Here is a 24485-nt window from a genome sequence, read left to right on the forward strand (position 1 = left end):
CGCCGCCTTTCGCTGGGTGAGCTGCCGGCGAAGTTGTATAGGTGGCTGCTCAACACAGCCATCCAGTATTTGAATCTACAGGAAAGTTACATGGTAACCATTCGTTTGGCTCGTGGCGGCGCTAAAAAGCGTCCGTTCTATCACCTGACCGTAACCGACAGCCGCAATTCCCGCGACGGTCGTTTCATTGAGCGTGTTGGATTCTTCAACCCGGTTGCTCGTGGCCAGGAAGAGCGTCTGCGTATCGATCGTGAGCGCGTTGACTTTTGGCTGGGCCGCGGCGCACAGGTTTCTGACCGCGTCAGCAAGCTGCTGAAAGAATCCGCTTAATTTGCGCGTAAGTGGTGCGCCTGTGACGAATAGCGGTGAGAACTCCGATCAATTGGTCACTGTAGGGCGCGTGACTACCGTTTATGGTGTGCGCGGCTGGGTCAAGGTTCACTCCTATACCGAGCCGATGGACAACATCCTGCAATTCCCCAATTGGTGGTTGCGGGGGCCGAAAGGCTGGGAGGCCCTGGAAGTCGACGCTGGTAAGCGTCACGGAAAGGGATTGATTGTACATGTGAAAGGCGTGGATGACCGCGATTTAGCGGCTCAACTTTGCCAGCGTGATATTGCTGTTGCGCGTGATCTTATGCCGGAACTGGGGCAGGGCGAGTACTACTGGCACCAGCTCGAAGGTTTACGGGTTATCAGCCGTTTCAACGGCGGAGAGCACGACTTTGGTATTGTCGCACGCATGATGGAAACTGGCGCCAATGATGTGTTGGTGGTGCGCGGAGGTGATGATAAGCGCGAGCGCTTGATTCCCTATTTGCCAGACCAGTTTATTGCAGATATTGACCTGGAAGCCGGTGTAATTACCGTCGACTGGGACCCGGCTTTTTAAGGCGTTTGGGCGATGACAAAAAGAATCGCTCTGGTAAGCATTTTCCCGGAAATGTTTGCCGCATTGACCGAGTATGGCGTCAGCGGCCGGGCTGTGAAAGATGGCCTGTTGGAAGTGCGCTGCTGGAACCCTCGGGAGTTCACCAGTGACAAACACCGCACTGTGGATGATCGACCTTACGGCGGTGGTCCCGGAATGGTGATGATGGCTGAACCCCTTTACCAGGCTTTACAGGCTGCTCGCAGCTGGGCCGGTGAGGATGGTAAGGCTGTACGAAGTATCTATCTGTCTCCCCAAGGGCGGCAACTGGATCAGCGCGGGGTCGAAGACCTTTCCGAAGCTGGCAATCTGGTTCTGCTGGCTGGGCGCTATGAGGGGATAGATGAGCGCATTGTCGAATCAATGATCGACGAAGAGTGGTCTATTGGTGACTATGTCCTTAGCGGTGGCGAATTGGCTGCTATGGTGATGGTGGATGCGATTACCCGCCTGATTCCCGGTGCTTTAGGACACGATCAGTCTGCAGTTGAGGACTCTTTTTCCTCGGGGCTGCTGGACTGTCCCCACTACACCCGGCCAGAGCAGTACCGGGGCGTAGCGGTGCCGGAAGTGTTGCTCTCGGGCAACCATGAAAGAATACGCCGTTGGCGCCTCAAGCAGGCACTGGTGCGCACACAACAGCGCCGCCCTGACCTTTTGGAAGGGATGGAGCTGAATAAGGAGCAGAAGCAGTTGCTGGAGGAAATTCAGCAGGAGCAGAAGTCCTAAAAAATTGATGCCGGATTCGCCGGGAGGCGGGAGTAGTTCGGTGAACTAGCTGAGAAGCTACACAAACTCTATTTGGGAGCAAATCCAAATGACTAACAAAATTATCCAACAGCTGGAGCAGGAACAGCTGAAGAGCGAAGTACCTCCTTTCGCACCGGGCGACACTGTAATCGTTCAGGTAAAAGTAAAAGAGGGTAACCGTGAGCGTCTGCAGGCGTTTGAAGGTGTGGTTATCGGTAAGCGTAACCGTGGCCTGAACTCCTCTTTCACCGTGCGTAAAATCTCCCATGGCGTTGGTGTAGAGCGTACTTTCCAAACTCACAGCCCGCTGGTTGACAGTATTAAGGTGAAGCGTCGTGGTGACGTGCGTCAGGCTAAGTTGTACTACCTGCGCAACCTGACTGGTAAAGCGGCGCGTATCAAAGAGAAGCTTAACTAAGTACTTCTCTAGCAGCTCACGAAAAAGCCGGGGCCAAATGGCCCCGGCTTTTTTGTGCCTGATAGATTTTGAGCGATGGGACCCTTAGGTCATTTACCCTCTAATCAGCTCTTGTGGGAGTGACCGCCAACCTGGCAGGGTAAGTGAGTGGCCAGCCGGTGGTGGATAAAGGCTGGTGAGGCCCGGAAATCCCAATCCTCACATAAAAACAAATATTTGTAAGTTTCGGTTGTTCAGCTCACAACCTTGGTATTAGGGCGTAGTTCCCTGTGCCTGAATATGTTAAAACGCGCCATTGAGACCGGTTACGGTAATTAGCTGCCATACTGGCTGGAACTGAAGGCCGACGTTTGAGTCGAAGCCCATTGAGAATTTAAGGAGCAATCGGTAATGATGCTTATCAAGAAGCCACTAGCATTCGCTGGTTTACTGCTCGGCCTGCTTGGATCTGCGGCCCTGGCGGAAGTCGACGCAAATGTTGCAAAAGCCATAAAGGCTCGCCTGGAGACTGGTAACCCCAAGGCCACTTATGGCGATGTGCGTAAGAGCCCAATTAGAGGACTCTATGAGGTGGATGTAGATGGTGGCAACACTACCCTATTTGTCTCAGAAGACGGCGGTCATTTTATCTACGGCGACTTGTTTCAGGTGAAGAGTGGAGGTGGCCTCGCTAACCTCTCTGAGACGCGTAGGGCCGGTCATCGGGCCAAGGTGATGGGCAATCAGGATGTTAAGGACATGATTGTGTTCTCTCCGAAGGGGGAGGCCAAGGCGAGCATCTATGTATTTACCGATGTGGATTGTGGTTATTGCCGCAAGCTGCACCAGGATGTGCCTGAGCTGAATAAACGTGGTATTGAGGTGCGCTACCTAGCGTTCCCGAGAGGTGGTTTGCAGTCTCTGGGGTACCGCAAGCTCGCTACCGCATGGTGTGCTGACGACAGTAATAAAACATTGACCGCTCTGAAAAACCGGGAGAATGTGCCCCTTAAGGTTTGCGATAACAATCCAGTGGCGGCTCAATACAAGCTCGGCAATGAGGCGATTGATGTCCGTGGTACGCCTACTATCGTAATGGAAGATGGTCGAGTGGTACCGGGTTATCTACCGCCGGCATCTTTAGTTAAGGAGCTGGGTATTTAATCCTTTCCGAGCCTGATAAGCCGGCAGCTGAGCTGCCGGCGTCTCTCTATTAAGCAGGGCTTTTCAAGGATACTTTCCTGGGTTGGGTCATATTTTCCGGAGCAAGAATATCATTGAGTTCCTCCTCGCTTAGCAGCCCATCTTCTAAAATTAGCTGTTTCACGCTGGCCCCGGTAATCAATGCTTGTTTGGCTATACGGGTCGCATTTTCGTAGCCGATAAATGGATTTACCGCAGTGATCAGGCCAATGCTGTTTTCCACCATCTGCAGGCAGTGCTCCTCATTGGCGGTGATGCCACTGATACAGCGTTGTGCCAGGGTATCCATAGCTTGAGTCATCAGTCGCATAGACTGCAGCAGGTTAAAGGCGATTACAGGTTCCATAACGTTTAACTGTAGCTGGCCGGACTCTGCTGCCAGGGTAATGGTCAGATCGTTGCCAATTACCTGGTAGGCGACCTGGTTAACCACTTCTGGAATTACGGGGTTTACCTTGCCGGGCATAATCGATGAGCCGGGCTGCATTGGTGGGAGGTTGATTTCATTGAGGCCGGCGCGTGGGCCGCTGGATAATAAGCGCAGGTCGCTGCAAATTTTTGAGATTTTTACCGCGATACGTTTCATCACGCCGGAAAACATTACGAAGGCGCCCATATCGGAAGTCGCCTCAACCAGATTTTCTGCGCAGACAAAATCTATGCCGGAAATTTCAGAAAGGGCTGAAACAACTAACTGGCGGTACTCGGGGTCAGTATTGATGCCTGTGCCAATCGCGGTACCGCCCATATTGATTTCTGTAAACAGTGTCACCAGCTCCTTGACTCTGGCGACATCTTCACGAACGGTTGCGGCGAAGGCAGCAAACTCTTGCCCCAGAGTCATGGGGACAGCATCTTGCAGCTGGGTACGCCCCATTTTTATAACCTGAGCGAATTCTTCGGCCTTTTTATCGAATTCGACACAGAGAACCTCCATAGACTGTACCAAATCGTTGTAGCTAAGCAGTACGGCCAGGTTGATGGAGGTTGGGTAAACATCGTTAGTGGACTGTGACAGGTTTACGTGGTTGTTAGGGTGGGCTTTTTGGTATTCGCCTTTACTATGCCCCAACAGCTCCAGTGCGCGATTAGCTATAACTTCATTGGCATTCATATTGGTGGAGGTGCCGGCCCCCCCCTGAATCATGTCCACAAGAAACTGGTCGTGCAGTTTGCCGTCGATAATTTCATCACAGGCGCCCGCAATGGCTGTTTGCAGGTTGTTTTCAAGATAGCCCAGTTCCCGGTTGGCCTGTGCCGCAGCCTTTTTGACCATCGCCAGGGCTTTTACCAGGTTGGGGAAGTGATTCACGGTAATTCCCGTTATCTGGAAATTTTCCAGGGCGCGCAGTGTCTGGATGCCAAAATAAACATCTGCAGGCACTTCACGCTCCCCCAGCAGGTCGCGCTCAACTCGTGTTGCGCTGCCGGCGCTGAATACGGGCATGGGTTTTAGTGTATGGAAATCATTGGTCATATTGATTCCTGTTTTCTCTTTATCTGCATGTGGGCGAGCGCGTAGAGAGCAAGGTTTACTTTGCTCTGAGGTTCGCCTTTTTGTTGTGGTAAATTGCCCCCTTAAGTGAAAAGGGGCCTTGTTGTTTAAAGTGGGGTGGCAAAAAAATTCTGCGGGCCTTCAGTAGTTGAGGTCTGGATGTTTTCACGGATATTCGGGTTGATTTCACCTGAGTCCGGACCAAAAACGCCGCAAAGCTTCAATGCATTTTTAATACTGATATTTCGTCCAAGGGACTCCAAAACCACTTTGGTGCAGACGGGTTCCCGCCTGTCATTGGCGGAAGCACCAAGCTTGAGGCCTGATAAATAACTGACGCGGCTCTTATAGGTTGGGTAGAGAATAGTTTGTGCTATCTCATTTCGTGTCAGGGCTTCGTAACCAATCAGGAATATGCGCTCAGAAAGAAAAAAGAGCATTCCCTTATAGCGGGATTTGTACCATTCCTCCCTGTTTGGATAGCGCATACGCTCAAAGCGCTGGAAGTAATAGCCATCTCCATCGGACTCTATATGTAGCAGGCTGCGAACAATATGATCCGGAAAGGTCATGGAGTAGTGATACTCAAAATAGAAGCCCAGGTACTTATCCGCCCGGCCCTGGGATTCACGCATGAGAATGTCGATATCCGGACTGTATGGGCGTATTGCTTCTTTTGTACTTGAGGGTGTGCTGCGTACACGAACAATCTGATCAAACTGTTCATGAGGCATCATAATTTCGTGAGGCTCAACCCCAAAAAAATGGCAGATTTTATTGAGAGTGTACTGCGAAGGTTGGGTATGACCATTCAGATATTTATTAAATTGTGCCCGATTAACCTCCATACGCCTGCACACTTCGGCGATTGAGCGGTAGAAACTGCACAAAAGGCGCAAGTTTTGTGAGAAGTCGTTACTCATCGATTATCTGCTTCTGGTTCCAATGCCCGGAAAATCCTTCCCAATATTTTGTTAACCACTCCCTGGGTATGCTGATTTCGTACTCTATTTAACTGGGAGTACACTCTCCACACAGTGAAGTTTCCATCAGTTCTTTGATTTTATCGGTTGGATAGCCCATAGCTAATAAGTGATTTAACTTGGCAAAACAAGCTTCGCTGGTCATATCCAATCCACCAATAACACCTGCACGTAATAAGGCAGAGCCCGCTGCATACTTGCCTAGGTCTACTACATTTTCGAGGCACTGGGATACGGCTACACAGATAATGCCCAACTCCGTAGCTTTCTCCAGTTGTGAGGTAAAGGCACAGTCATCGGTGGGTGCATTACCGGTACCATAGGTCTCTATCACCAGGCCTCGCGGGCGATGTTCAATGACCTTACTGAGGAAGAGGGAGGAAATGCCGGGGAAAAGCTTTATTAGTACAACATCGCCATCAGCGGATTCCGGGATTTGGAATTGTGTAGCATCACCGGGTTCCAGTAGGGCGTTGCGATCAATATTGATCTGAATGCCCACTTCACCAAGGCATGGATAGTTCGGGCTGGTAAAGGCATCCAGTGAGCCTGAACTCACTTTAACAGCGCGGTTGCCTCGCAACAGTTTGCCGTTGAAGTAGAGGCAGGCCTCCTTGATTTCATCGGAACCACTGAGCAAAAGGGCGGCAATCAGGTTGTTGTAAGCATCGCTTCGCATCTCCCTCAGGGGAATCTGCGAGCCGGTAACCAGTACTGGTTTGGCCAGGCCCTGAAGCGCAAAAGAGAGTGCGGATGCGGTATAGGCCATGGTGTCGGTACCGTGCAACACGACAAAGCCGGAGTACTGGCTATAGTTGTCGCGTATCAGGGTGGCAATACGATACCAGTCCCGAGGCTGCATATTAGCGCTATCCAGCAGTGGGTCGAGAGCCTGAAAGTCATAGCTTGGGAGCTGGCCAATGGCATCTTGTAAAAGGCGTCCTAGAGCGCCTTCCAAATCGGCATCCGGGATGTAGCCGGACTCGCTTCGACGCATGCCCAGGGTTCCGCCAGTGTACAGGATAAGAGTTTTTTTCATTACTCGACCGCTATCTGAGTCAGTTTTCAGGGCGCCCATTTTTCTGGAAAAGGCGCGGTATATGCAATTTCGCAGGTTGTTGGCACCTGATGCTAGTAGATGCTTATATAGCATCTACTGAGGATGGTATCTGTTTCAAGAAGTGTTTTATGGTGACAGAAGTGTCAAATACTCTTATTTGAGGATGCCTAAAGCCGGTGCGCAATTTAATTGGATTTATTGCGTATCTCTCGGTAAGGTTGTCGATCTTTTGTCGACTTTGTTGATATTTATTGCGCTGTGCCCCGGAGTGATATTTTAGTGTGGTTACGTTGGGCCGGGAGCAAATGCGCGGAGGGAATTTGTGAGCGCAACAATTGAAGAGTCTGCGGGGGCAGTTGGTCAGGTGGTTGCAGGAAAAACGCAGCGTGCAGTGAGAATTGGTGTGTGCGGCCTGGGCACAGTGGGTGGTGGGACGATCAATGTCCTGGCACGCAATGCGGAGGAAGTGGCCGCACGCTGTGGGCGCCCGGTGGCTATTGAGCAGGTTGGGGCGCGCCGGGATAACCCGGACTGTGACACCAGCCGACTGAATGTAACGCGGGAAATTTTCGATGTTGCCAACAATCCCGATGTCGACATTCTGGTGGAGTTAATCGGTGGCACTACTGTGGCCCGTGAGCTGGTATTAGCAGCCATAGAGAATGGCAAGCATGTTGTTACTGCTAACAAAGCGCTGATAGCCGAGCATGGCAATGAACTGTTTGAGTTAGCTGCCAGCAAAGGAGTCACTATTGCCTATGAGGCTGCCGTGGCTGGGGGTATTCCGATTATAAAATCCTTGCGCGAGGGGCTGGTCGGCAACCGGATTCAGTGGCTCGCGGGTATTATAAACGGCACGGGTAACTATATTCTCACCGAAATGCGCGATAAGGGCCGCAGCTTCGCTGAGGCGCTGTCCCAGGCGCAAGCGCTCGGCTATGCGGAGGCCGATCCCACTTTCGATGTGGAAGGTATTGATGCAGCGCACAAGCTGGTGATTATGGCTTCTCTGGCATTCACTATGCCGCTCGCTTTCGACAAGGTGTATACCGAGGGCATCAGCCGCATCTCCAGCGAAGACATCCGCTATGCCGATGAACTCGGCTATAGAATCAAGCATTTGGGTATTGCCCGCCGTACAGATCAAGGGGTGGAGCTGCGAGTACATCCGACACTGATCCCCCAGCGCCGCCTGATTGCCAATGTAAATGGGGTTATGAACGCTGTGCTTGTGAATGGTGATGCGGTTGGGCCGACCCTGTATTACGGCGCTGGTGCTGGTGCGGAGGCCACAGCTTCAGCTGTGATTGCCGATATTGTCGATGTGGCGCGTACCCTCGATGCCAGGCCAGACCAGCGAGTGCCCGCTGCCGGGGTGGCACTTACCGAGCAGGGAGATACTCAGGTGCTGCCGGAAGAAGAGGTGGTTACCAGCTATTATCTGCGCATATCTGCCCATGATAAGCCCGGTGTTATGTCTAAGGTGGCCACTATTTGCAGTGATCAGGGTATTAGTATTGAGGCCTTGATTCAGCACGAGCCTTCGGAGGGTGAGGAGTTGGTGCCGGTGGTGATCCTGACCAGCCGCGCCAGGGAGGCCTGCCTGCGTGAAGCAGTCGCTCAGATTGAAGCCCTGGATACGGTTGAGGGTGATGTGGTGCGAATTCGCGTGGAAAGCCTTGGCTGATCCTTACCTTTGTCGCTTATTTGGTGCTGTTCCCGAGAGGAGCGTTGCCAGTTTTCTGTACATCCCGCTAAGTTTGAGAGCCAATTAACACCGTGAAATTTATCAGCACTCGCGGCCGCGCGCCGTCTCTCTCTTTTGCCGATACTGTTCTCACCGGGCTTGCCAGTGATGGCGGCCTCTATGTACCGGAGTCACTGCCGCAATTTTCCCGAGAGGATATTGCGGCTATGGCGGGTCTGGATTACCAGCAGCTGGCTTTTGAAATTATCCGGCCGTTTGTGGGAGAGGATCTCAATGAGCGGGAGCTACGCGATATTATCGAGCGCTCCTATGGTTTGGGGCAGGGTCAGTTTCGTCACAGGGCGGTAGCGCCTTTGGTGCAGACCGATACCAACGAGTGGATTCTGGAGCTTTTCCACGGCCCAACTCTGGCCTTTAAAGATTTTGCCCTGCAGTTTCTCGGTCAGTTGTTCGACCACCTGCTGAAAAAGCGTGGTGAGCGCGTGGTGGTGATGGGAGCTACTTCCGGGGATACCGGTTCGGCGGCGATTGAAGGCTGCCGCCACTGCGACAATGTCGATATTTTTATTTTGCATCCCCATAACCGGGTCTCAGAGGTGCAGCGCCGGCAGATGACCACGGTGTTGTCGGACAATGTGTTCAATATCGCCATGGAAGGTAATTTCGACGATTGCCAGAATATGGTGAAGGCCAGCTTCGCCAACCAGTCCTTTTTACCCGATGGGCGCCGTTTAGTGGCGGTGAACTCCATTAATTGGGCGCGTATTATGGCGCAGATTGTCTACTACTTTTACGCGGCCTTGCGCCTGGGCGCATCAGATAAAACGGTAAATTTCTCCGTGCCCACTGGCAACTTTGGCGATATTTTTGCCGGTTACCTGGCGAAGCGGATGGGGTTGCCTATCGATCAACTGGTGATCGCCACTAATGCCAACGATATCCTGCACCGATGCATCAGCGATAACGACCACACCCCTAAGCCGCTGATACACAGCCTGTCGCCCAGCATGGATATCATGGTGTCGAGCAATTTTGAGCGCCTGCTGTTTGATCTCTACGGCCGCGATGGTGCCGCAGTGGCGGAGTTGCTGGCAGATCGCAGTGTACCTATGCACTTGAGCGAATCGGCCCTGGCGCAGGCCCAAAAGACATTTTCCAGCTATAGGGTCGACGATGCGCGTACTATTGAGGTGATTCGTGAGCAGTACCAGGCGACCGGCTATCTGCTCGATCCCCATACCGCTATTGGTGTCGAGGCCGCAAGAAGGGTGCGCCGCTCTGCTGAGCAGCCAATGGTTTGCTTATCCACTGCACACCCGGCAAAATTCCCCGATGCTGTGGCGCAGGCACTGCCACAAACTAAAATTCCCTTACCGGCACATATGCAGGACCTCTGGCAGCGCGAAGAGCGATTCAAGGTGCTGCCCAACGACTTGTCCCAAGTGCACGACTATATGGCGACCATGTTGTCCGAAGGGCACTAGCTGGCGCAGCGAGGGACTTGGCGGCCGGATTAAAAATAGCTGAGAGAGAATGAATACAACAATTCAGCGGCGGCCAGTGGATTTTTCCACTGGCCGTTTTGCTTCTGAAACTCCCAAAATTTTGCAGAGGGTGCTGCTTGGTCGCGGTATCGTCAGCGAGGAGGCCCTGAACCACAGTCTCGCCAAGCTGCAGCAACCTCAGTTGATGCGGGGGCTGGATACAGCGGTGACACTGCTGGTGGAAACCGTGCGAGCGCAACAGAAGATCTTGATTGTCGGTGACTTCGATGCCGATGGTGCCACCAGCAGCACGCTCGCCGTACTGGCGTTGGGGGCCATGGGAGCGTCGGGTGTTGACTTCCTCGTGCCGAACCGCTTCGATTTCGGCTATGGGTTGACCCCGGAAATCGTTGAAGTGGCCAAAGATTATGCCCCGGATATGCTGGTCACAGTAGATAACGGCATCAGCAGCATCGATGGAGTTGCAGCGGCCAAGGCGGCGGGGATGACGGTGATCGTAACCGATCACCACCTGCCGGGCAGTGAGTTGCCAGAGGCTGATGCCATCGTCAATCCAAACCAACCGGACTGTGATTTTCCCAGCAAGAATCTCGCCGGTGTGGGAGTGATTTTCTATCTGTTGAGCCGCCTACGCAGTGCTCTGCAGGAGTGCGGCTGGTTTGAACAGAGTGGCATAGCCCCGCCGAATATGGCTGAGTACCTCGACCTGGTGGCATTAGGCACTGTGGCAGATTTGGTGCCTCTGGATCATAACAATCGCATCCTGGTGCACCAGGGTATCGCCCGTATCCGCTCCGGCCGTTGCCGGCCCGGGATTTCCGCGCTGTTGGAAGTGGCGGGGCGCGATCAGCGAAGGCTTTCCACTACAGATATCGGTTTTACCCTGGGGCCGCGGATCAATGCTGCCGGGCGCCTGGATGATATTGGTACCGGCATCCGCTGCCTCCTGACCCGCGATCCCAATGAGGCCCGAGAGCTGGCGGGGGAGCTGGATAGGCTCAACCGGGACCGCAAGGCAATAGAGCAGGGTATGCAGCGGGAAGCCCTGGCGGCGTTGGAAGAACTACAGCTTGAGGGGGAGATTCCCTGGAGTCTTTGCCTCTACGATACTAATTGGCACCAGGGGGTAGTGGGCATCCTCGCCAGCCGTATCAAGGAGAAATTCCACCGCCCGGTAATTGCCTTTGCAGAGGGGGATAATGGCCTGGTGAAAGGCTCTGCGCGCTCCATTCCCGGGTTACATATCCGCGATGCCCTGAGCGATGTGGCTGCAGCCAATCCTGAATTGATCAGTAAATTCGGCGGTCACGCCATGGCCGCGGGTTTGAGCTTGCCGGCGGAGCACCTCAGTGCCTTTCGTACCGAGTTTGAGCGGGCAGTGCGCAACCGCCTGGATGAAAATCAATTACAGGCAGTGATCGACTCTGATGGTGAATTGGATATTGCAGATTACACCCTGCAAACTGCAGCCTTGTTGCGCGCCTGCGCCCCTTGGGGCCAGGCGTTTCCCGAGCCGGTCTTCGATGGGGAGTTTCTGCTGCTGCAACAGCGAATCGTTGGTGAGCGCCACCTAAAAATGGTGGTTGCCCCACCACAGGCTCCGCAACTGGCACTGGATGCCATCGCCTTTAATGTGGACATAGATCAGTGGCCGCAGGCTGCCGAAAGAGTGCGTTTGGCCTACAAGTTGGATGTCAATGAATTTCGCGGGCGGGAATCCCTACAGTTAATGGTGAACCTGCTGGAGGCGGTATAAGAGTCACCTTTTCAAAAATCGCGAAGTGCGGGGAGCGTATTCGCGGCTGTGCTTAAAAACGTCGTTGGAAGTAGAAGAAGTGAAACGGAAACAAGTCCAGGCTGAAGTCCTGCTGTTATTGGCCGCCCTGTTCTGGGGTGTCGCCTTTGTGCCACAAAAGGTCGCTATGGCGGATATTGAGCCGCTGGCATTTAACGCATGGCGCTTTATTCTCGGTGGCCTGATTTTGGTGCCGATCGTTTATTGGTTGTCTTCTCGCAGGGATTCCCAGCCCGGTGAAGTGGGCGGCAAGCATGTTAATCATCGTTGGAAAGCCTGTTTGCCCGGCGGTGCTGTGCTCGGTTTCTGGTTGTTTCTTGGTGCGGCGCTGCAGCAAGTGAGCTTGCTCTATACAACCGCTGGTCGGGCTGGGTTTATTACCGGTTTCTACCTGTTATTGGTGCCAGTGATCGGTTTGTCCCTCGGCCACAAAACCAATCGCTGGACTTGGGTGGGCATTGCTCTTGCCCTTTTCGGCCTCTATTGGCTGGCGGACTTTGCTGAAGAGTCGCAATTAATCGGTGACTTAATGGTGTTCGCGAGTGCCTTCGTATTCGCTATACAGGTGTTGTCGGCCGATCATCTGGTGAAGCGCTACGATGCATTGCGTCTCGCCTGTATCCAGTTCCTGGTATGCGGCTTGTTGTCAGCCCTGGCGTCCCTCTTCACTGAAGAAGCTACAATACAGTCGGCTGTGGATGCAGCCTGGCCCATCGCCTATATGATGATTTTTTCCACGGCACTGGCCTTTACTTTCCAATTGCTGGCCCAGCGCTATGCGGCGCCTTCCCACGCCACGGTAATTATGAGTCTGGAGGCGGTGTTTGCTCTGGCGGCGGGCTGGCTATTCCTCAATGAAGTGCTGAATGCCCGTGAGCTTATCGGTTGTGGCCTTATGTTGGCAGGAATGCTTGTTAGTCATTACGGTAACCACAATGGTACCCATCACTAGGAAGTAAAATGGAGCTGTCTGTACTCGCGCTTTTTGTCCCAGCCAGTTTTTTTGCCTCGGTAACACCGGGATTGTGCATGATGTTGGCGCTCAGCCTGGGAATTACACTGGGGGTGCGCCACACCTTGTGGATGATGGTTGGTGAGCTGGCGGGAGTAGCCCTAGTGGCTCTGGCTGCAGTGCTTGGGGCTGCAGTGCTGATGGTGCAGTACCCGACAGTATTTCAGGTTTTCAAATACTGTGGCGGTGCTTATCTTGCCTGGGTGGGCGTGCAAATGTGGCGCTCGCGAGGGCAATTGGCCGCCATTGATGGCGGAGGCCGGGGGGCTATGCGTGTACGGCCTTCGCCTAAAGCGTTAGTGGCCCAAGGGTTTGTTACTGCTGTGGCCAACCCTAAAGGATGGGCTTTTTTCATTGCCTTATTGCCACCCTTTATCAATCAAAGTAAACCTTTGGTGCCGCAACTCTCCGTGCTGCTTGCCACAATACTGTTGCTGGAAACCCTGTGTCTGCTGATTTACGCTGGAGGTGGTCAGGCACTCAGTCGTCTGCTGGAACGTGCTGAGAATGTGCGCTTGATCAATCGCATCTCCGGTACATTGATGTTACTGGTGGGAGTCTGGCTGGCACTGTCCTGAGTTGGGCTGTCGTCGTTTTATGGAGGAAGTTCGATGGTAAAAACAACACTATCTGCATTGATTGCATTGACCCTGGTGGTGGCCGTGGCTGCCTGCGGCGGTGCCAAGGAGGAGCAGGCAATGGAAAATCAAGTGGAAAATACCCCGGGGCCTACCCAGCCGGAGGTAGCGCCAAGCGCTCCCGCGCCGAGGCCGGGGGAGTTGGTTTGGGTCTATCGCAAAAGCGGTCGCAAGCAGTGTGAAGGTGGAGGTATGACACTACAACAGAGCCTGGCCAAATTACGAGAGAATGGCATTGCGGTACAGGAGTCCCGCTGTGGCGTGCGAACTGACAGGATGTACCCGGCAGTGTGTGGGGCCCCTACCGGAGATATATTGCTGCATCTCGTTGGTATGGATGCTTTAGATGCAGCGTTGGAGTTGGGTTTCGATCCCGCCGAGCAGGTGCAATACCAATTTGCGGCATGTCGCGATAACAGCGCCTAGAAATTGTTGAATAGTGCTTGCTGTGGTGTTTGGTGAGCCTTGGAATCCGTAGGTGCTATCGGTGAATATATCTCAGGCAGCCCGCAGCTCGGGCCTAAGTAGTAAAGCCTTACGTCACTACGAGGAAATTGGCCTGTTGGTTCCCAGTCGTGGGGCTAATGGCTACCGCCAGTACACTGCAAGTGATGTAGAAACCCTGCGCTTTATCCAGAGGGCCCGTGTCAGCGGTTTTTCGACTGGAGAGGTTCGGGCTTTGCTGGAGTTGCGCGAGAACCCCGACAGGCGCAGCCGGGAAACCAAGCTGCTGGTCAGTGAAAAACTATCCCACCTGGAAGAGCAACTTCGAGACCTGCTCGAAATGCGTACAACCCTGTTGGCATTTGAGAAAAGTTGTGCCGGCAACGACTCACCCGAGTGCGCAATCCTGGACCGGTTATCTGGTCAGCTTCCAGGCTAATCCAATGGGTATCTCATTAGCTGTCGACTGGCAGGACCCCCGCGCGCTGCGGTAGAATGCGCGCCGCTTTTTATTTTGTCCGGACACCGAAAGTTCATGGAAATCAATCCCCTCCTCAATCAATTAAAAGACCTCGAAGAGCGCACTGACGTTCTTAGGGGGTATCTTTGACTACGCCAGCAAGAAAGAACGCCTTACCGAAGTAGAGCTGGAGCTGGCCGAGCCGAGCGTTTGGGACGACCCCAGCCGCGCACAGGAACTGGGGCGCGAGCGCTCCTCCCTGGAAACGGTGGTTAATACCATCGAAAACCTTGACTCCGGCATTGCCGATTGCCGCGAACTGTTGGAAATGGCAGTCGAGGAAAATGATGAGGACTCCGTAGGGGAGGTCTCCACTGAGATCGAAGGTCTCCAGCAGCAGCTGGGGATTCTGGAATTCCGCCGTATGTTCTCCGGCGAGAATGACGAGAACAATGCCTACCTGGATATCCAGGCCGGCTCCGGTGGTACCGAGGCCCAGGACTGGGCGGAAATGATCCTGCGTATGTACCTGCGCTGGGGTGAAGCCCACGGCTTCAAGACCACCCTGGAAGAGGTCTCTGCTGGGGAAGTGGCCGGTATCAAGAGTGCCACCGTGCACTTTGCCGGCGACCATGCCTTCGGCTGGCTGCGCACAGAAACCGGTGTACACCGCCTGGTGCGCAAATCGCCGTTTGATTCCGGCAACCGCCGTCACACTTCTTTCAGCTCGGTATTTGTGTCACCGGAAATCGATGACAATATCGAGATTGAAATCGACAAATCCCAGGTGCGTGAAGACACCTACCGCGCATCAGGCGCCGGTGGTCAGCACGTCAACAAAACCGATTCTGCGGTGCGTTTGACCCACACAGAATCCGGGATCGTCGTGCAGTGCCAGAGCGAGCGCTCCCAGCACCAGAACCGCGATAAAGCCTGGAAAATGTTGCGCGCGAAAATGTACGAGCAGGAAATGCTCAAGCGCAACGCAGAGAAGCAGGCCATGGAAGACAGCAAGGCCGATATCGGTTGGGGCAGCCAGATCCGCTCCTACGTGTTGGACGACCAGCGTATCAAGGACCTGCGTACCAGTGTCCAGACCAGCAACTGCCAGGCAGTACTGGACGGAGACCTGGACCAATTTATCGAAGCCAGCCTCAAAACCGGCCTCTGATTTAAAGTCTCCACTCTCACCGCGCCCCTCGTCTCTCACTAATGGGACGAGGGGTAATATCACTCACAAAACTGATAGATCACCATGACTGATATCCAGCAAGACGAAAACAAACTGATCGCCGAGCGCCGCACCAAGCTTTCCGCTCTGCGCGAGAAGGGCAATGCTTTCCCCAACAGTTTTCGCCGCGAGAACCTCGCTGCCGACCTGCAAGCTGAGTTCGGCGATAAACAGAAAGAGGAGCTGGAAGAACTGGGTAAACGGGCGTGCGTAGCGGGGCGAATCCTGGCTAAACGCGGACCCTTTATGGTGATCCAGGATGTGTCTGACCGCATCCAGCTCTACGCCGATAAAGCGGCACAGAAAGATATTAAAGAGCGCTTCGGTGCCTGGGATATCGGCGATATCGTCGGCGTAAAAGGCACACTGCACAAATCCGGCAAGGGCGATCTCTACGTCAACTGTGAAGAGTACAGCCTGCTGACCAAAGCACTGCGCCCGCTGCCGGAAAAATTCCACGGCATCGCCGATCAGGAAATGCGTTATCGCCAGCGCTATGTGGACCTGATCGCCACGCCGGAAGCCCGCGAAGTGTTCCGCGTGCGCTCCAAAGTGATCGAGTACATCCGCGACTTTCTCAACGGCCAGCAGTTTATGGAAGTGGAAACGCCCATGCTGCAAGTTATTCCCGGCGGAGCCAGCGCGCGCCCGTTCGTCACTCACCACAATGCGCTGGATATCGATATGTACCTGCGTATTGCCCCGGAGCTGTACCTGAAGCGCCTGGTCGTGGGTGGTTTTGAGCGGGTTTACGAGATCAACCGCAACTTCCGCAACGAGGGCCTGTCCACGCGCCACAACCCCGAATTCACCATGCTTGAGTTTTACCAGGCGTACGCGGACTACAACGACCTGATGGATCTCACCGAGAAGATGCTGCGCGGTATCTGTGAGGATGTTCTGGGCTCCACCACTGTGGAATACCAGGACAGCAGCTACGACTTCTCCAAGCCGTTCGCGCGTTTGTCTGTATTCGACTCCATCCTGCACTACAACCCGGAACTGACTGCGGCCGATATCGACAATATTGAATCCGCCCGCGCCGTTGCCGAGAAGCTGGAAATCCCACTGAAAGACAGCTGGGGCCTGGGTAAGGTACAGATCGAGATCTTCGAGAAAACTGTAGAGCACCGTCTCGACCAGCCGACCTTTATCACTGAGTATCCAACCGAAGTGTCTCCGTTGGCTCGCCGCAATGATGACAACCCGTTTGTCACCGACCGCTTTGAATTCTTCGTTGGCGGCCGCGAGATTGCCAACGGTTTCTCCGAGTTGAATGACGCGGAAGATCAAGCCGAACGCTTCAAGGCCCAGGTTGCGGAGAAAGATGCCGGTGACGACGAAGCCATGCACTACGACGCCGATTATATCCGCGCGCTGGAATACGGTCTGCCGCCCACCGCTGGTGAGGGCATCGGTATCGACCGTCTGGTAATGCTGTTTACCAACTCTCCATCGATTCGCGACGTACTGCTGTTCCCGCATATGCGTCCTGAAACGAACGATTAAACGGCTCACCGCGCTACTAGCAGTGTGCTCTGCCGTCGCGTCAATATTTCGGCGCGACGGCCCTCTCCGGATATCCTCTTCTAAAGTCGGGCATTCCTGTACAGGAATTTCATTGGCCTTTTCCCGTTTGTCGCATCTGTGTAACTGATGTTACGGCCGCGATCTACTCTAAATAAATCCATCGACGAAATTGCAGAGCTGTAGAAAGTGAGCAATAAAAGAAGGAGAAAGTGTTGGCAACTAAGGCGGCGCAATGTATTTGTGGGCTGGGGAGTTTGTTTATCTGCTGTACTGCCCTGGCTCAGTCGAAGTTACAATACCCTCTATCACAGGAACTAAATGCTAGCTCGGTACCAATTGAGTTCCAAAACCTGCCTGTGCCGTATACGCCTTCCCTTCCTAGAGTCTCGACTCAAAACGGCTGGCGCTTTGCCGTCACGCCATACTTATTCCTGCCCTTGCGTACCAAGGGTGAGTCTACAGTGGCTGGAACCACAGTGGATGTTGATCTCAACCTGAAGAGAACCCTGGAACTTCTAAATGTGGCTTTTTCTGCCCGGCTTGAGGCCTGGAAGGGACGCTTTGGCGTAGTTACCGATCTTTATTATGTACACCTGAATTTAAAAGAGGGGGCTAGTATACGCCCTCCCAGAAATCCACAGTTAGATATAGACATCAATATTGATGTAAATGTGGATGTACATCAGGGGTGGGTTGCTGCATTTGGTGCATTTCGTTTATTAGATGGGAGTTTTGCCACTGGTGACCACCGTTATTTTTGGGATGTCGGTGCGGGTGTACGCTGGAACCGTCTCCGGCAGGAGGTGAAAGCCAGGGTAGGAATTGATATTGCCCCGATGCCTGAAGTGCGAAACCGGCTGGGAGGCCGCAAGAGCTGGTGGGAACCAGCTATAGGCACCAGAGTGGGGCTCAGGCTGAATGATTGTCTTACTCTGGGGGCGCGCACTGAAATCGGAGGTTTTGGTGCCAGCGGTGACGAATTGCAATGGAATCTACTGGTCGGACTTGACTGGCGTGCTTGGGAAGCAACATCCTTACGTTTGGGTTACCAGTATTACAGTATCGACTATTCCAGTAGACTTCCAGATGGAAAATTTGCCTATGATATTGACCAGCATGGGCCCTATATAGCCGCTACATGGCGTTGGTGATCCCTGATTATTAGGTTTGGATAATATATAAATACTGACTGGAGACTCCGTTTTCCTGGTACTCCTATGATGCTTGTTGGTGAAGTATATTCACTTCTATTCTGTTTGTGATTTAATCGTGAACCTGGCAATAATATTCTTTTTATAAAACGTTCCCCCTGGAATAGATCTTCGAATGAGATGCCTGAGTTTTTTGGGTGTATTTATATCTGGCTTGATAGATAAACAATAAAAAAATAAAAATTTAAAGGCGATTTTCTTATGGAGTCAGGGTTGATAATGGCTTTAAATTTTTGAGATTTTTAAAGGTTGAATTCTGGTGTTAATATGCGGATCTAACCTCGCTAAAAAGCCTATCAATAGATGAGGGCCCCGGTTTATCAGAAACATTACTGGGACGGTTGTTATAAAGTTTTTGGTTTTACTTCGTTGACAGCATTGCTGTGTGAAGATAAAAATCTGACCGTTAAATAATTAACCTGGAATAAGGTAATTGTGGTGACAGGACTGTTTCGCCAGCAAGTTGTAGAAAGGCAAGTGGATCGCTTGCACGGTGGGGTTTTACTCCTGCCGCGTTTTTCACATACCGCTATTCTCGCGCTGCTACTAATTTGGATAGCAGTTGTCTTTATCTGGTTAGCTATTAGCAGTTATGCTCGCAAGGAGAGCGTAACTGGCTGGTTGGAGCCAGCCTCTGGATTGGTGCGGGTTTATGCTGAGCGTTCGGGCATTATTAAACAGGTTCTGGTGCGCGAAGGTGATAGGGTGATTAAAGGCCAACCACTGCTAGTGGTAAATGGAGATCGGATATTAGCTGACGGAAAGAACCTCGAGGCCTTATTATTGACTGAATATGAGAGTCAACAAAAGCTAGTCAATGAGCAGCTTGAGCGCGGCGATAAGATTTATCGTCAACAACTCCATGATGTAGATGAGCGTATTAATGCTAGTAGGGAGGATCTGGCACTACTTGAAAAACAGATAGAATTGCAATCCCGACATTCTGCGTTAGTGGCTGAGCAGGTAGAACGTTACCGTGTTCTAAAGCTAGATGGTCATGTATCCTCTTCAGAACTGGATGCCACCATTGCCCAGGAGTTGGAGCTATATGTCGATCGACAGGAGCTTGAGCGGAGTCGGGTTAATTTACGCAATCAAATTCAGAGGCTTGAAAGAGATCGATTACTACTCCCCGAAGAATACGCTAATAGTAGTGATCAATTGCGAACAAGGCTCTCAGACCTAGCCCAGCAAATAGCTAAATTGCATGGTCAGCGAGCTTATATCGTTAAAGCATCCCGATCAGGAGTGGTTAGTAATTTGCAGGCGTTTGAGGGGCAACAGACGCAAATCCATATTCCAGTTTTATCACTGTTGCCGGAGGGGCATATACTAACGGCACAATTGCTGGTATCTGTACGCTCAGCGGGCTTTCTCAGTCCGGGCCAGCAAGTGAAAATTCGCTATGATGCCTTCCCTTACCAAAAATTTGGTCTCTATGCCGGCACTGTACTGGAAGTGTCAGACACTGTTCTTCTGCCTGATGAGTTACATCGTGTACCTGTAGCTGTGGATGAGCCGGTTTTTAAGGTCATTGTAGAGCTGGCTGATCCTTCGGTTAATGCCTACGGGCGACGCTTTCAACTCAAGCCAGGTATGACTTTATCTGCCGATGTGAATCTGTCGGAGAGAAGCTTATTAGAGTGGTTGCTGGAACCAATTTATAGTTTAAAGGGGCGGTTGTAATGGAAACCAGCGCATGGTCATCGGTAAATAATGGGCGAGCGGAAACCCATTTGAATTTCTCTGTACATCGCCAATTGCCGGTAATTTTGCAGACGGAGGCTGCGGAGTGTGGATTGGTATGTCTGGCGATGATTGCGGGATTTCATGGTTATGATACTGACCTTGTTAGTCTGCGCCACCGATTTCATATTTCCAATCATGGCATCAACCTCAAGACCCTGGTAGATATCGCTGATCGCTTACATTTAGCGGGCCGTGCACTGCGACTTGAAATGGAGGAGTTGGAAGAGTTGCAGTGTCCCTGTGTACTCCATTGGGATATGAATCACTTTGTGGTACTCAAGTCATTACAGCGCGGTACTGCCGTTATTCATGATCCAGCAATGGGGGAGCGGATACTGTCCCTTGAGGAGCTTGCCCAACACTTTACTGGTGTTGCTCTGGAACTTTTGCCGACAGATGAATTTCAACTGGGGGAGGACCGTCAACAGCTTAAGCTACGTCATTTCTGGTCGTCTATCAGTGGGCTAAAACGTAGTTTGGGCCAGATATTGATACTGTCATTGATACTGCAATTGTTTGTTGTAGTTTCCCCTTTCTATATGCAAACCGTGGTGGATGATGTCATCTTGCGAGGGGATGAAAGCCTGCTATTGGTATTAGCTATGGGTTTTGGCTTGTTACTGGCGATACAAGTTGGTACGAATGCGTTAAGGGAATGGGTCATTCTGCATGTTTCTAGTCGGCTTAATGTACAAATGGCAGCAAATCTTTTTCGCCACCTGATTCGTTTGCCGATGAATTATTTTTTTACCCGACATATGGGCGATATAGTCTCTCGCTTTGGTTCCCTGAACAAAGTACGTGAGTTGCTTACCACAGGATTGGTTGCTGCAGTTGTGGACGGAATAATGGCTCTCATTACACTCGTCGCTATGATATTTTATGATATGAAGCTAACGTTAATTGTGCTATTGGCGGTTGCGCTTTATATTATCTTACGAGTATTGCTGTATCGCCCATTGCATCTCCTTACTGAAGAGGAAATTGTTGTGCAGGCAAAGCATGATTCACACTTTATGGAGTCGGTGCGGGCCATACAGACAATTAAATTATTTCAGCGTGAAAATGATCGTCAAAGTCAGTGGCAAAACTATTTGGTCGATGCCATTAATAAGGATATTCGCATCACTCGCTGGAATATTGGCTATAAAACGGCGAACCGTTTGTTGTTTGGTATAGAAAATCTTTTGGTGATTTATTTTGCTGCAATAGCAGTGATGGGTAATATTTTCACTATTGGTATGCTTTATGCCTATATGAGCTACAAGAACCGCTTTGTACAATCCATGGATGCATTAATCGCAAAGTGGATAGAGTTGAAAATGCTTGGTTTACATTTGGATCGATTGTCTGACATTGTCTTTACTAAGACTGAGTCAATGGGAGAAGTATGTAATCGTAGAGTGGAAATTGATCGGAGTGGACCTCTGCAAGGTAAAATTGAGGTGCGTAATCTTACTTTTCAATATGGTGAAGCGGAAACACCAGCCTTTCAAAATTTGAGCTTTACAATAGAACCCGGTGAAACTGTTGCCATTGTAGGCCCAAGCGGGTGCGGTAAAAGTACTCTTTTAAAGTGCATGATGGGTTTGCTGCAGCCGACAGCGGGGGAGATCCTGATCGATGGTCAGCCTTTAAAGCAAATACCTCACTATCGAAGTCAGATAGCTGGAGTTTTGCAGGATGATCAACTGCTTGCAGGTAGCATTAGCGACAATATCGCCTGCTTTGAACCCAAGATAGATATGCAGGAAGTAGTTCGTAGTGCGAAAAAGGCATGTATTCACGATGAGATAATGTATATGCCCATGCAATACAATACCTTGGTTGGTGATATGGGTACCAGCCTTAGTGGTGGGCAAAAGCAGAGAATTGTGCTGGCACGCGCACTCTATCGTGTACCACGCATTTTGTTCATGGATGAAGCAACTAGTCACTTGGATACGGCTACAGAATCTTTGGTTAATGACCATATCAAAGGACTTGCCATAACCAGAGTACTGGTTGCTCATAGGCCGGAGACGGTCAGGTCTGCAGGGAGGCGGATTGTATTATCCAGTGCATTTTCTGGAGTTGCTTAGATAAACGGAAATACCCTTAATTTAAATATAGGACTTTACTTATGAAAGAGCTCACGGTCAATGAAATGCAGGAAGTTAATGGTGGCCTTATAAAAACTATTATTAAGATTATTGATAAAATAATAAATGACAATGGGGATGGCGATGCTGAAACAGCTTCCTATACCTCTGAATCAGGCTGAAACAGGAACAGGTGATTATATAGTTAAATCTGCGCCCATATGGGCGTAGATCTTTAGCTGGCTTAGGTGGTAAGTGTTGTGCTCAATAAAAAGTGACTGTTTTGGTTAACGTATAGAAAGAGAGGTAAATGCGAAAATCTTCCAGTGCTTGTCTGACTGAATAACTTCAATATTTGCCCTTATTTCCCGCGTTTTTTTTTCTATCTGCCCCCAATTGTAACCCTCTGCAGTTGCTTGCCACTTGCTGGTGATTCTGAACGCCTTATTCCCATTGATAACTATATGTTTAGCATATTCTACTTCAAGATTATTGATTGAGCGCAACGAACCCGAATTTCCGCTAGAAGTCACTGGTTGAAAAATATGTGAAAGGTTGGTAGTGGTGTTTTTGAAATTTTCGTCGCTAATAAGATTAGATAAGCGGGTGTTTAATGCTTCAGTTTGGGGTTCTTCATATGCAGCGGCCAGCCTCTTAAGAAGTATTTCTACCATTTGTTCAAGTTCTTTTTTGTTGACCGTCCCAGGCAAGGGGATGCGTAGCTCTCCTGGGAGGGTATAGTAAATAGCTCCTGCACAAATAAGTACAATACTGTAAAATAGGATAGGGTGCTTGTTTTTCGCCTCTACTCTTCTAGTGCGAAGAGTCAGGATGAAGAAAATAAAAATGCAAAACCCGAAGAGCACTGCCATTGGGATTACGGCGCTGGGGTTTTTAATGAGTACTGGACCGCTATTGGGAGCACGGTAGTCGTATAAGTAGTTGCGCCATTGTATATCTGGAAAATCAGGCGCAACATGGGTGGGAAAGGGGCCTGCAGGGTCTTGAATCAGTGTTGGTACCGAGTTTATAGCATCGGTAAAAATAGTCCAGTCGATACTGACACTCTGAGGCAGCTCTTTAATTTTGAATCTTTCCCTGTAGCCGATAAGTAGGGAGCCGATTTCTATTAATTCATCTTCAGTTATTTTCGTATAGCCTGCCTCATTGGCTTTGAGGAATATTATTTCAGTGCTGATTGGTTCGGATATCTCACGGTCGATAGTAGTTGGGTTTTTGCCCCGTAGGTATTTCAAGGTTGTGCGGCGAAGAAGTTCACGTTTTTTGGTGGTTAATGGCTGCCAGGCATTGAAATTTTGATCAGTCCACCGTAGTAAATCTTTGGGGCGCAATAGTATTTCGTGTCGAATTTGGCGTGGCTCTACATAGAGGAAAGATTGCAATGGATAGCGGTTTTGGCGGTTGAGGCTGTGGTTGGAAAATTTGGTATTCCAGGGGTCTTTCCAGTCAATGTTGAGAGATTCTGTCCGAGATAAGTATTGAAAATTACTGACTGGAGTTTTACCGTGTTGACTGGTAAATCCGATTGTAACTGTTGCCTCTCCATCATTTCCTAGCGGGGGTTGGATATCCAGATGACTTACCCCCTTGATAGGATATTCTATATTTGCCAGTAAAATAATTTCATCATCTGGGAGCTTGGGCGCTCTAAGACCAGTGCGTGGATCAAGCTTGCCAGCGAAGGGGGAGTTTCTTGGTTTTCTTTCGGCGATGCGAATTTCGGAATTTGTCGGTTTGATTTCCCTTTTTTCGGTAAAAATTTTAACAGCAAATTTTTTGTGCTTTTTGACGGCTATAGCCAGTTCATAGATACTTTCTGTGGGAAGGATTTCAGGCCAGAACTTTTCGGCATCTTCCGCTGATATTTCAAATCTGATTTGCAGTTTATCTCCAGTAACTTCAATTTCAGCGATATTTGGAGCAGTCTCGGCACCGGCGTAACCTATGAAGTTGGCATAGGTGATAGATGGTGTCAAAATGACCAAAAAAATTCTGACTAGAGTTCCTATTTTTTTGATAAGTCCTGCTTCTATTGTTCTGATTTGAATCATTTTTAGTAAGAAACTAGTGGGTTGGCTTCATATTAATTAGAACTGGCCAGTTGAGAGGCCTTATTTGTTGTTCAAGGCTCCGTTAGTCTTGACATAGACGTAGTAATTAAATTTTCGAGTGCCGTTCCTATCAGTATAGATTGAACATTCCTCTGACTTGTCCTTAATCAGTGCATGTATTCGTAATTTTACTTATCGAGTTGATTCACACTGTTTTTTTGACGGATACT

Annotated in this window: 22 protein-coding genes; 18 read left to right on the top strand and 4 right to left on the bottom strand. The window is 50.8% G+C overall.

Features of this window, described 5'->3' with window-relative positions; genetic code table 11:
* Window positions 1-90 precede the first annotated feature (90 nt).
* The 5 genes from rpsP (at window position 91) to ACJJIP_RS05540 (ending at window position 3242) form a co-directional block, all read left to right on the top strand.
* On the top strand, window positions 91-330 hold the full coding sequence (gene rpsP / locus ACJJIP_RS05520) for a 30S ribosomal protein S16 (protein ID WP_026305099.1): 240 nt from the start codon (window positions 91-93) through the stop codon (window positions 328-330).
* Window positions 331-352: 22 nt separating this feature from the next.
* On the top strand, window positions 353-892 hold the full coding sequence (gene rimM / locus ACJJIP_RS05525; protein ID WP_020413507.1) for a ribosome maturation factor RimM: 540 nt from the start codon (window positions 353-355) through the stop codon (window positions 890-892).
* 12 nt (window positions 893-904) lie between these two features.
* Complete coding sequence (gene trmD / locus ACJJIP_RS05530; RefSeq protein ID WP_282952849.1) at window positions 905-1660, top strand: tRNA (guanosine(37)-N1)-methyltransferase TrmD; 756 nt, start codon at window positions 905-907, stop codon at window positions 1658-1660.
* A gap of 82 nt (window positions 1661-1742) precedes the next feature.
* Entirely contained in the window at window positions 1743-2099 is a 357-nt protein-coding gene (gene rplS / locus ACJJIP_RS05535; RefSeq protein ID WP_281165165.1) for a 50S ribosomal protein L19, read from the top strand.
* Between the two features lie 390 nt (window positions 2100-2489).
* On the top strand, window positions 2490-3242 hold the full coding sequence (locus ACJJIP_RS05540; RefSeq protein WP_444946375.1) for a DsbC family protein: 753 nt from the start codon (window positions 2490-2492) through the stop codon (window positions 3240-3242).
* Between the two features lie 49 nt (window positions 3243-3291).
* Here ACJJIP_RS05540 and aspA read toward each other — a convergent pair whose 3' ends face one another.
* The 3 genes from aspA to ACJJIP_RS05555 all read right to left on the bottom strand — a co-directional run bounded on the left by aspA (window position 3292) and on the right by ACJJIP_RS05555 (window position 6798).
* Window positions 3292-4758 (bottom strand): aspartate ammonia-lyase, encoded by a 1467-nt coding sequence (aspA, locus tag ACJJIP_RS05545; protein WP_020413503.1) that lies wholly within the window; start codon window positions 4756-4758, stop codon window positions 3292-3294.
* A gap of 125 nt (window positions 4759-4883) precedes the next feature.
* Window positions 4884-5699, bottom strand: a complete 816-nt coding sequence (locus ACJJIP_RS05550; RefSeq protein ID WP_020413502.1) for a helix-turn-helix domain-containing protein — start codon at window positions 5697-5699, stop codon at window positions 4884-4886.
* An 88-nt stretch (window positions 5700-5787) separates the two neighbouring features.
* Window positions 5788-6798: a type I asparaginase gene (locus ACJJIP_RS05555; RefSeq protein WP_444946376.1), complete on the bottom strand. Its 1011-nt coding sequence runs from the start codon at window positions 6796-6798 to the stop codon at window positions 5788-5790.
* Window positions 6799-7183: 385 nt separating this feature from the next.
* Between ACJJIP_RS05555 and ACJJIP_RS05560 the strand changes: the two genes are divergently transcribed.
* The 13 genes from ACJJIP_RS05560 (at window position 7184) to ACJJIP_RS05620 (ending at window position 22365) form a co-directional block, all read left to right on the top strand.
* A complete protein-coding gene (locus ACJJIP_RS05560; RefSeq protein ID WP_026305096.1) occupies window positions 7184-8506 on the top strand; it encodes a homoserine dehydrogenase in 1323 nt (440 codons plus the stop codon).
* Between the two features lie 92 nt (window positions 8507-8598).
* Window positions 8599-10011, top strand: a complete 1413-nt coding sequence (gene thrC / locus ACJJIP_RS05565) for a threonine synthase (protein WP_444946377.1) — start codon at window positions 8599-8601, stop codon at window positions 10009-10011.
* Window positions 10012-10060: 49 nt separating this feature from the next.
* Window positions 10061-11788 (top strand): single-stranded-DNA-specific exonuclease RecJ, encoded by a 1728-nt coding sequence (gene recJ / locus ACJJIP_RS05570; protein ID WP_444946378.1) that lies wholly within the window; start codon window positions 10061-10063, stop codon window positions 11786-11788.
* A gap of 79 nt (window positions 11789-11867) precedes the next feature.
* The gene (locus ACJJIP_RS05575) at window positions 11868-12779 is read left to right on the top strand and encodes a DMT family transporter (RefSeq protein ID WP_282952854.1); all 912 of its coding nucleotides are present in this window, start codon (window positions 11868-11870) and stop codon (window positions 12777-12779) included.
* Window positions 12780-12787: 8 nt separating this feature from the next.
* Window positions 12788-13417, top strand: coding sequence for a LysE family translocator (locus ACJJIP_RS05580; protein ID WP_353376543.1), 630 nt, complete (start codon window positions 12788-12790; stop codon window positions 13415-13417).
* A gap of 33 nt (window positions 13418-13450) precedes the next feature.
* Entirely contained in the window at window positions 13451-13903 is a 453-nt protein-coding gene (locus ACJJIP_RS05585) for a hypothetical protein (RefSeq protein WP_353376544.1), read from the top strand.
* A gap of 61 nt (window positions 13904-13964) precedes the next feature.
* Window positions 13965-14360: a MerR family transcriptional regulator gene (locus ACJJIP_RS05590; protein WP_026305094.1), complete on the top strand. Its 396-nt coding sequence runs from the start codon at window positions 13965-13967 to the stop codon at window positions 14358-14360.
* Window positions 14361-14456: 96 nt separating this feature from the next.
* A protein-coding gene (prfB, locus tag ACJJIP_RS05595; protein WP_444946379.1) for a peptide chain release factor 2 occupies window positions 14457-15552 on the top strand; the annotation gives its coding sequence in 2 pieces (ribosomal slippage) (window positions 14457-14528 and window positions 14530-15552; 1095 coding nt in all).
* 84 nt (window positions 15553-15636) lie between these two features.
* A complete protein-coding gene (gene lysS / locus ACJJIP_RS05600) occupies window positions 15637-17121 on the top strand; it encodes a lysine--tRNA ligase (protein ID WP_444946380.1) in 1485 nt (494 codons plus the stop codon).
* A 233-nt stretch (window positions 17122-17354) separates the two neighbouring features.
* The gene (locus ACJJIP_RS05605; RefSeq protein WP_353376547.1) at window positions 17355-18293 is read left to right on the top strand and encodes a hypothetical protein; all 939 of its coding nucleotides are present in this window, start codon (window positions 17355-17357) and stop codon (window positions 18291-18293) included.
* Window positions 18294-18791: 498 nt separating this feature from the next.
* On the top strand, window positions 18792-20039 hold the full coding sequence (locus ACJJIP_RS05610) for an HlyD family secretion protein (protein ID WP_444946381.1): 1248 nt from the start codon (window positions 18792-18794) through the stop codon (window positions 20037-20039).
* Window positions 20039-22183 carry a peptidase domain-containing ABC transporter gene (locus tag ACJJIP_RS05615; protein WP_020413490.1) on the top strand — a complete coding sequence of 715 codons (2145 nt, stop codon included), beginning with the start codon at window positions 20039-20041 and terminating at the stop codon, window positions 22181-22183. The genes ACJJIP_RS05610 and ACJJIP_RS05615 overlap by 1 nt, the downstream gene beginning before the upstream one ends.
* Before the next feature lie 41 nt (window positions 22184-22224).
* Window positions 22225-22365 carry a class IIb bacteriocin, lactobin A/cerein 7B family gene (locus ACJJIP_RS05620; RefSeq protein WP_020413489.1) on the top strand — a complete coding sequence of 47 codons (141 nt, stop codon included), beginning with the start codon at window positions 22225-22227 and terminating at the stop codon, window positions 22363-22365.
* A 105-nt stretch (window positions 22366-22470) separates the two neighbouring features.
* Here the strand turns inward: ACJJIP_RS05620 and ACJJIP_RS05625 are convergent, their stop codons facing one another.
* The gene (locus ACJJIP_RS05625; protein ID WP_444946382.1) at window positions 22471-24255 is read right to left on the bottom strand and encodes a hypothetical protein; all 1785 of its coding nucleotides are present in this window, start codon (window positions 24253-24255) and stop codon (window positions 22471-22473) included.
* Window positions 24256-24485: the final 230 nt, after the last annotated feature.

This window comes from Microbulbifer variabilis (assembly GCF_052467165.1).

Bases quoted from the DNA above. Each gene is read 5' to 3' on its own strand.
- rpsP (WP_026305099.1), top strand. From the start codon at position 91: ATGGTAACCATTCGTTTGGCTCGTGGCGGCGCTAAAAAGCGTCCGTTC.
- trmD (WP_282952849.1), top strand. From the start codon at position 905: ATGACAAAAAGAATCGCTCTGGTAAGCATTTTCCCGGAAATGTTTGCC.
- ACJJIP_RS05540 (WP_444946375.1), top strand. From the start codon at position 2,490: ATGATGCTTATCAAGAAGCCACTAGCATTCGCTGGTTTACTGCTCGGC.
- aspA (WP_020413503.1), bottom strand. From the start codon at position 4,758: ATGACCAATGATTTCCATACACTAAAACCCATGCCCGTATTCAGCGCC.
- ACJJIP_RS05550 (WP_020413502.1), bottom strand. From the start codon at position 5,699: ATGAGTAACGACTTCTCACAAAACTTGCGCCTTTTGTGCAGTTTCTAC.
- ACJJIP_RS05555 (WP_444946376.1), bottom strand. From the start codon at position 6,798: ATGAAAAAAACTCTTATCCTGTACACTGGCGGAACCCTGGGCATGCGT.
- recJ (WP_444946378.1), top strand. From the start codon at position 10,061: ATGAATACAACAATTCAGCGGCGGCCAGTGGATTTTTCCACTGGCCGT.
- ACJJIP_RS05580 (WP_353376543.1), top strand. From the start codon at position 12,788: ATGGAGCTGTCTGTACTCGCGCTTTTTGTCCCAGCCAGTTTTTTTGCC.
- ACJJIP_RS05585 (WP_353376544.1), top strand. From the start codon at position 13,451: ATGGTAAAAACAACACTATCTGCATTGATTGCATTGACCCTGGTGGTG.
- lysS (WP_444946380.1), top strand. From the start codon at position 15,637: ATGACTGATATCCAGCAAGACGAAAACAAACTGATCGCCGAGCGCCGC.
- ACJJIP_RS05615 (WP_020413490.1), top strand. From the start codon at position 20,039: ATGGAAACCAGCGCATGGTCATCGGTAAATAATGGGCGAGCGGAAACC.
- ACJJIP_RS05620 (WP_020413489.1), top strand. From the start codon at position 22,225: ATGAAAGAGCTCACGGTCAATGAAATGCAGGAAGTTAATGGTGGCCTT.
- ACJJIP_RS05625 (WP_444946382.1), bottom strand. From the start codon at position 24,255: ATGATTCAAATCAGAACAATAGAAGCAGGACTTATCAAAAAAATAGGA.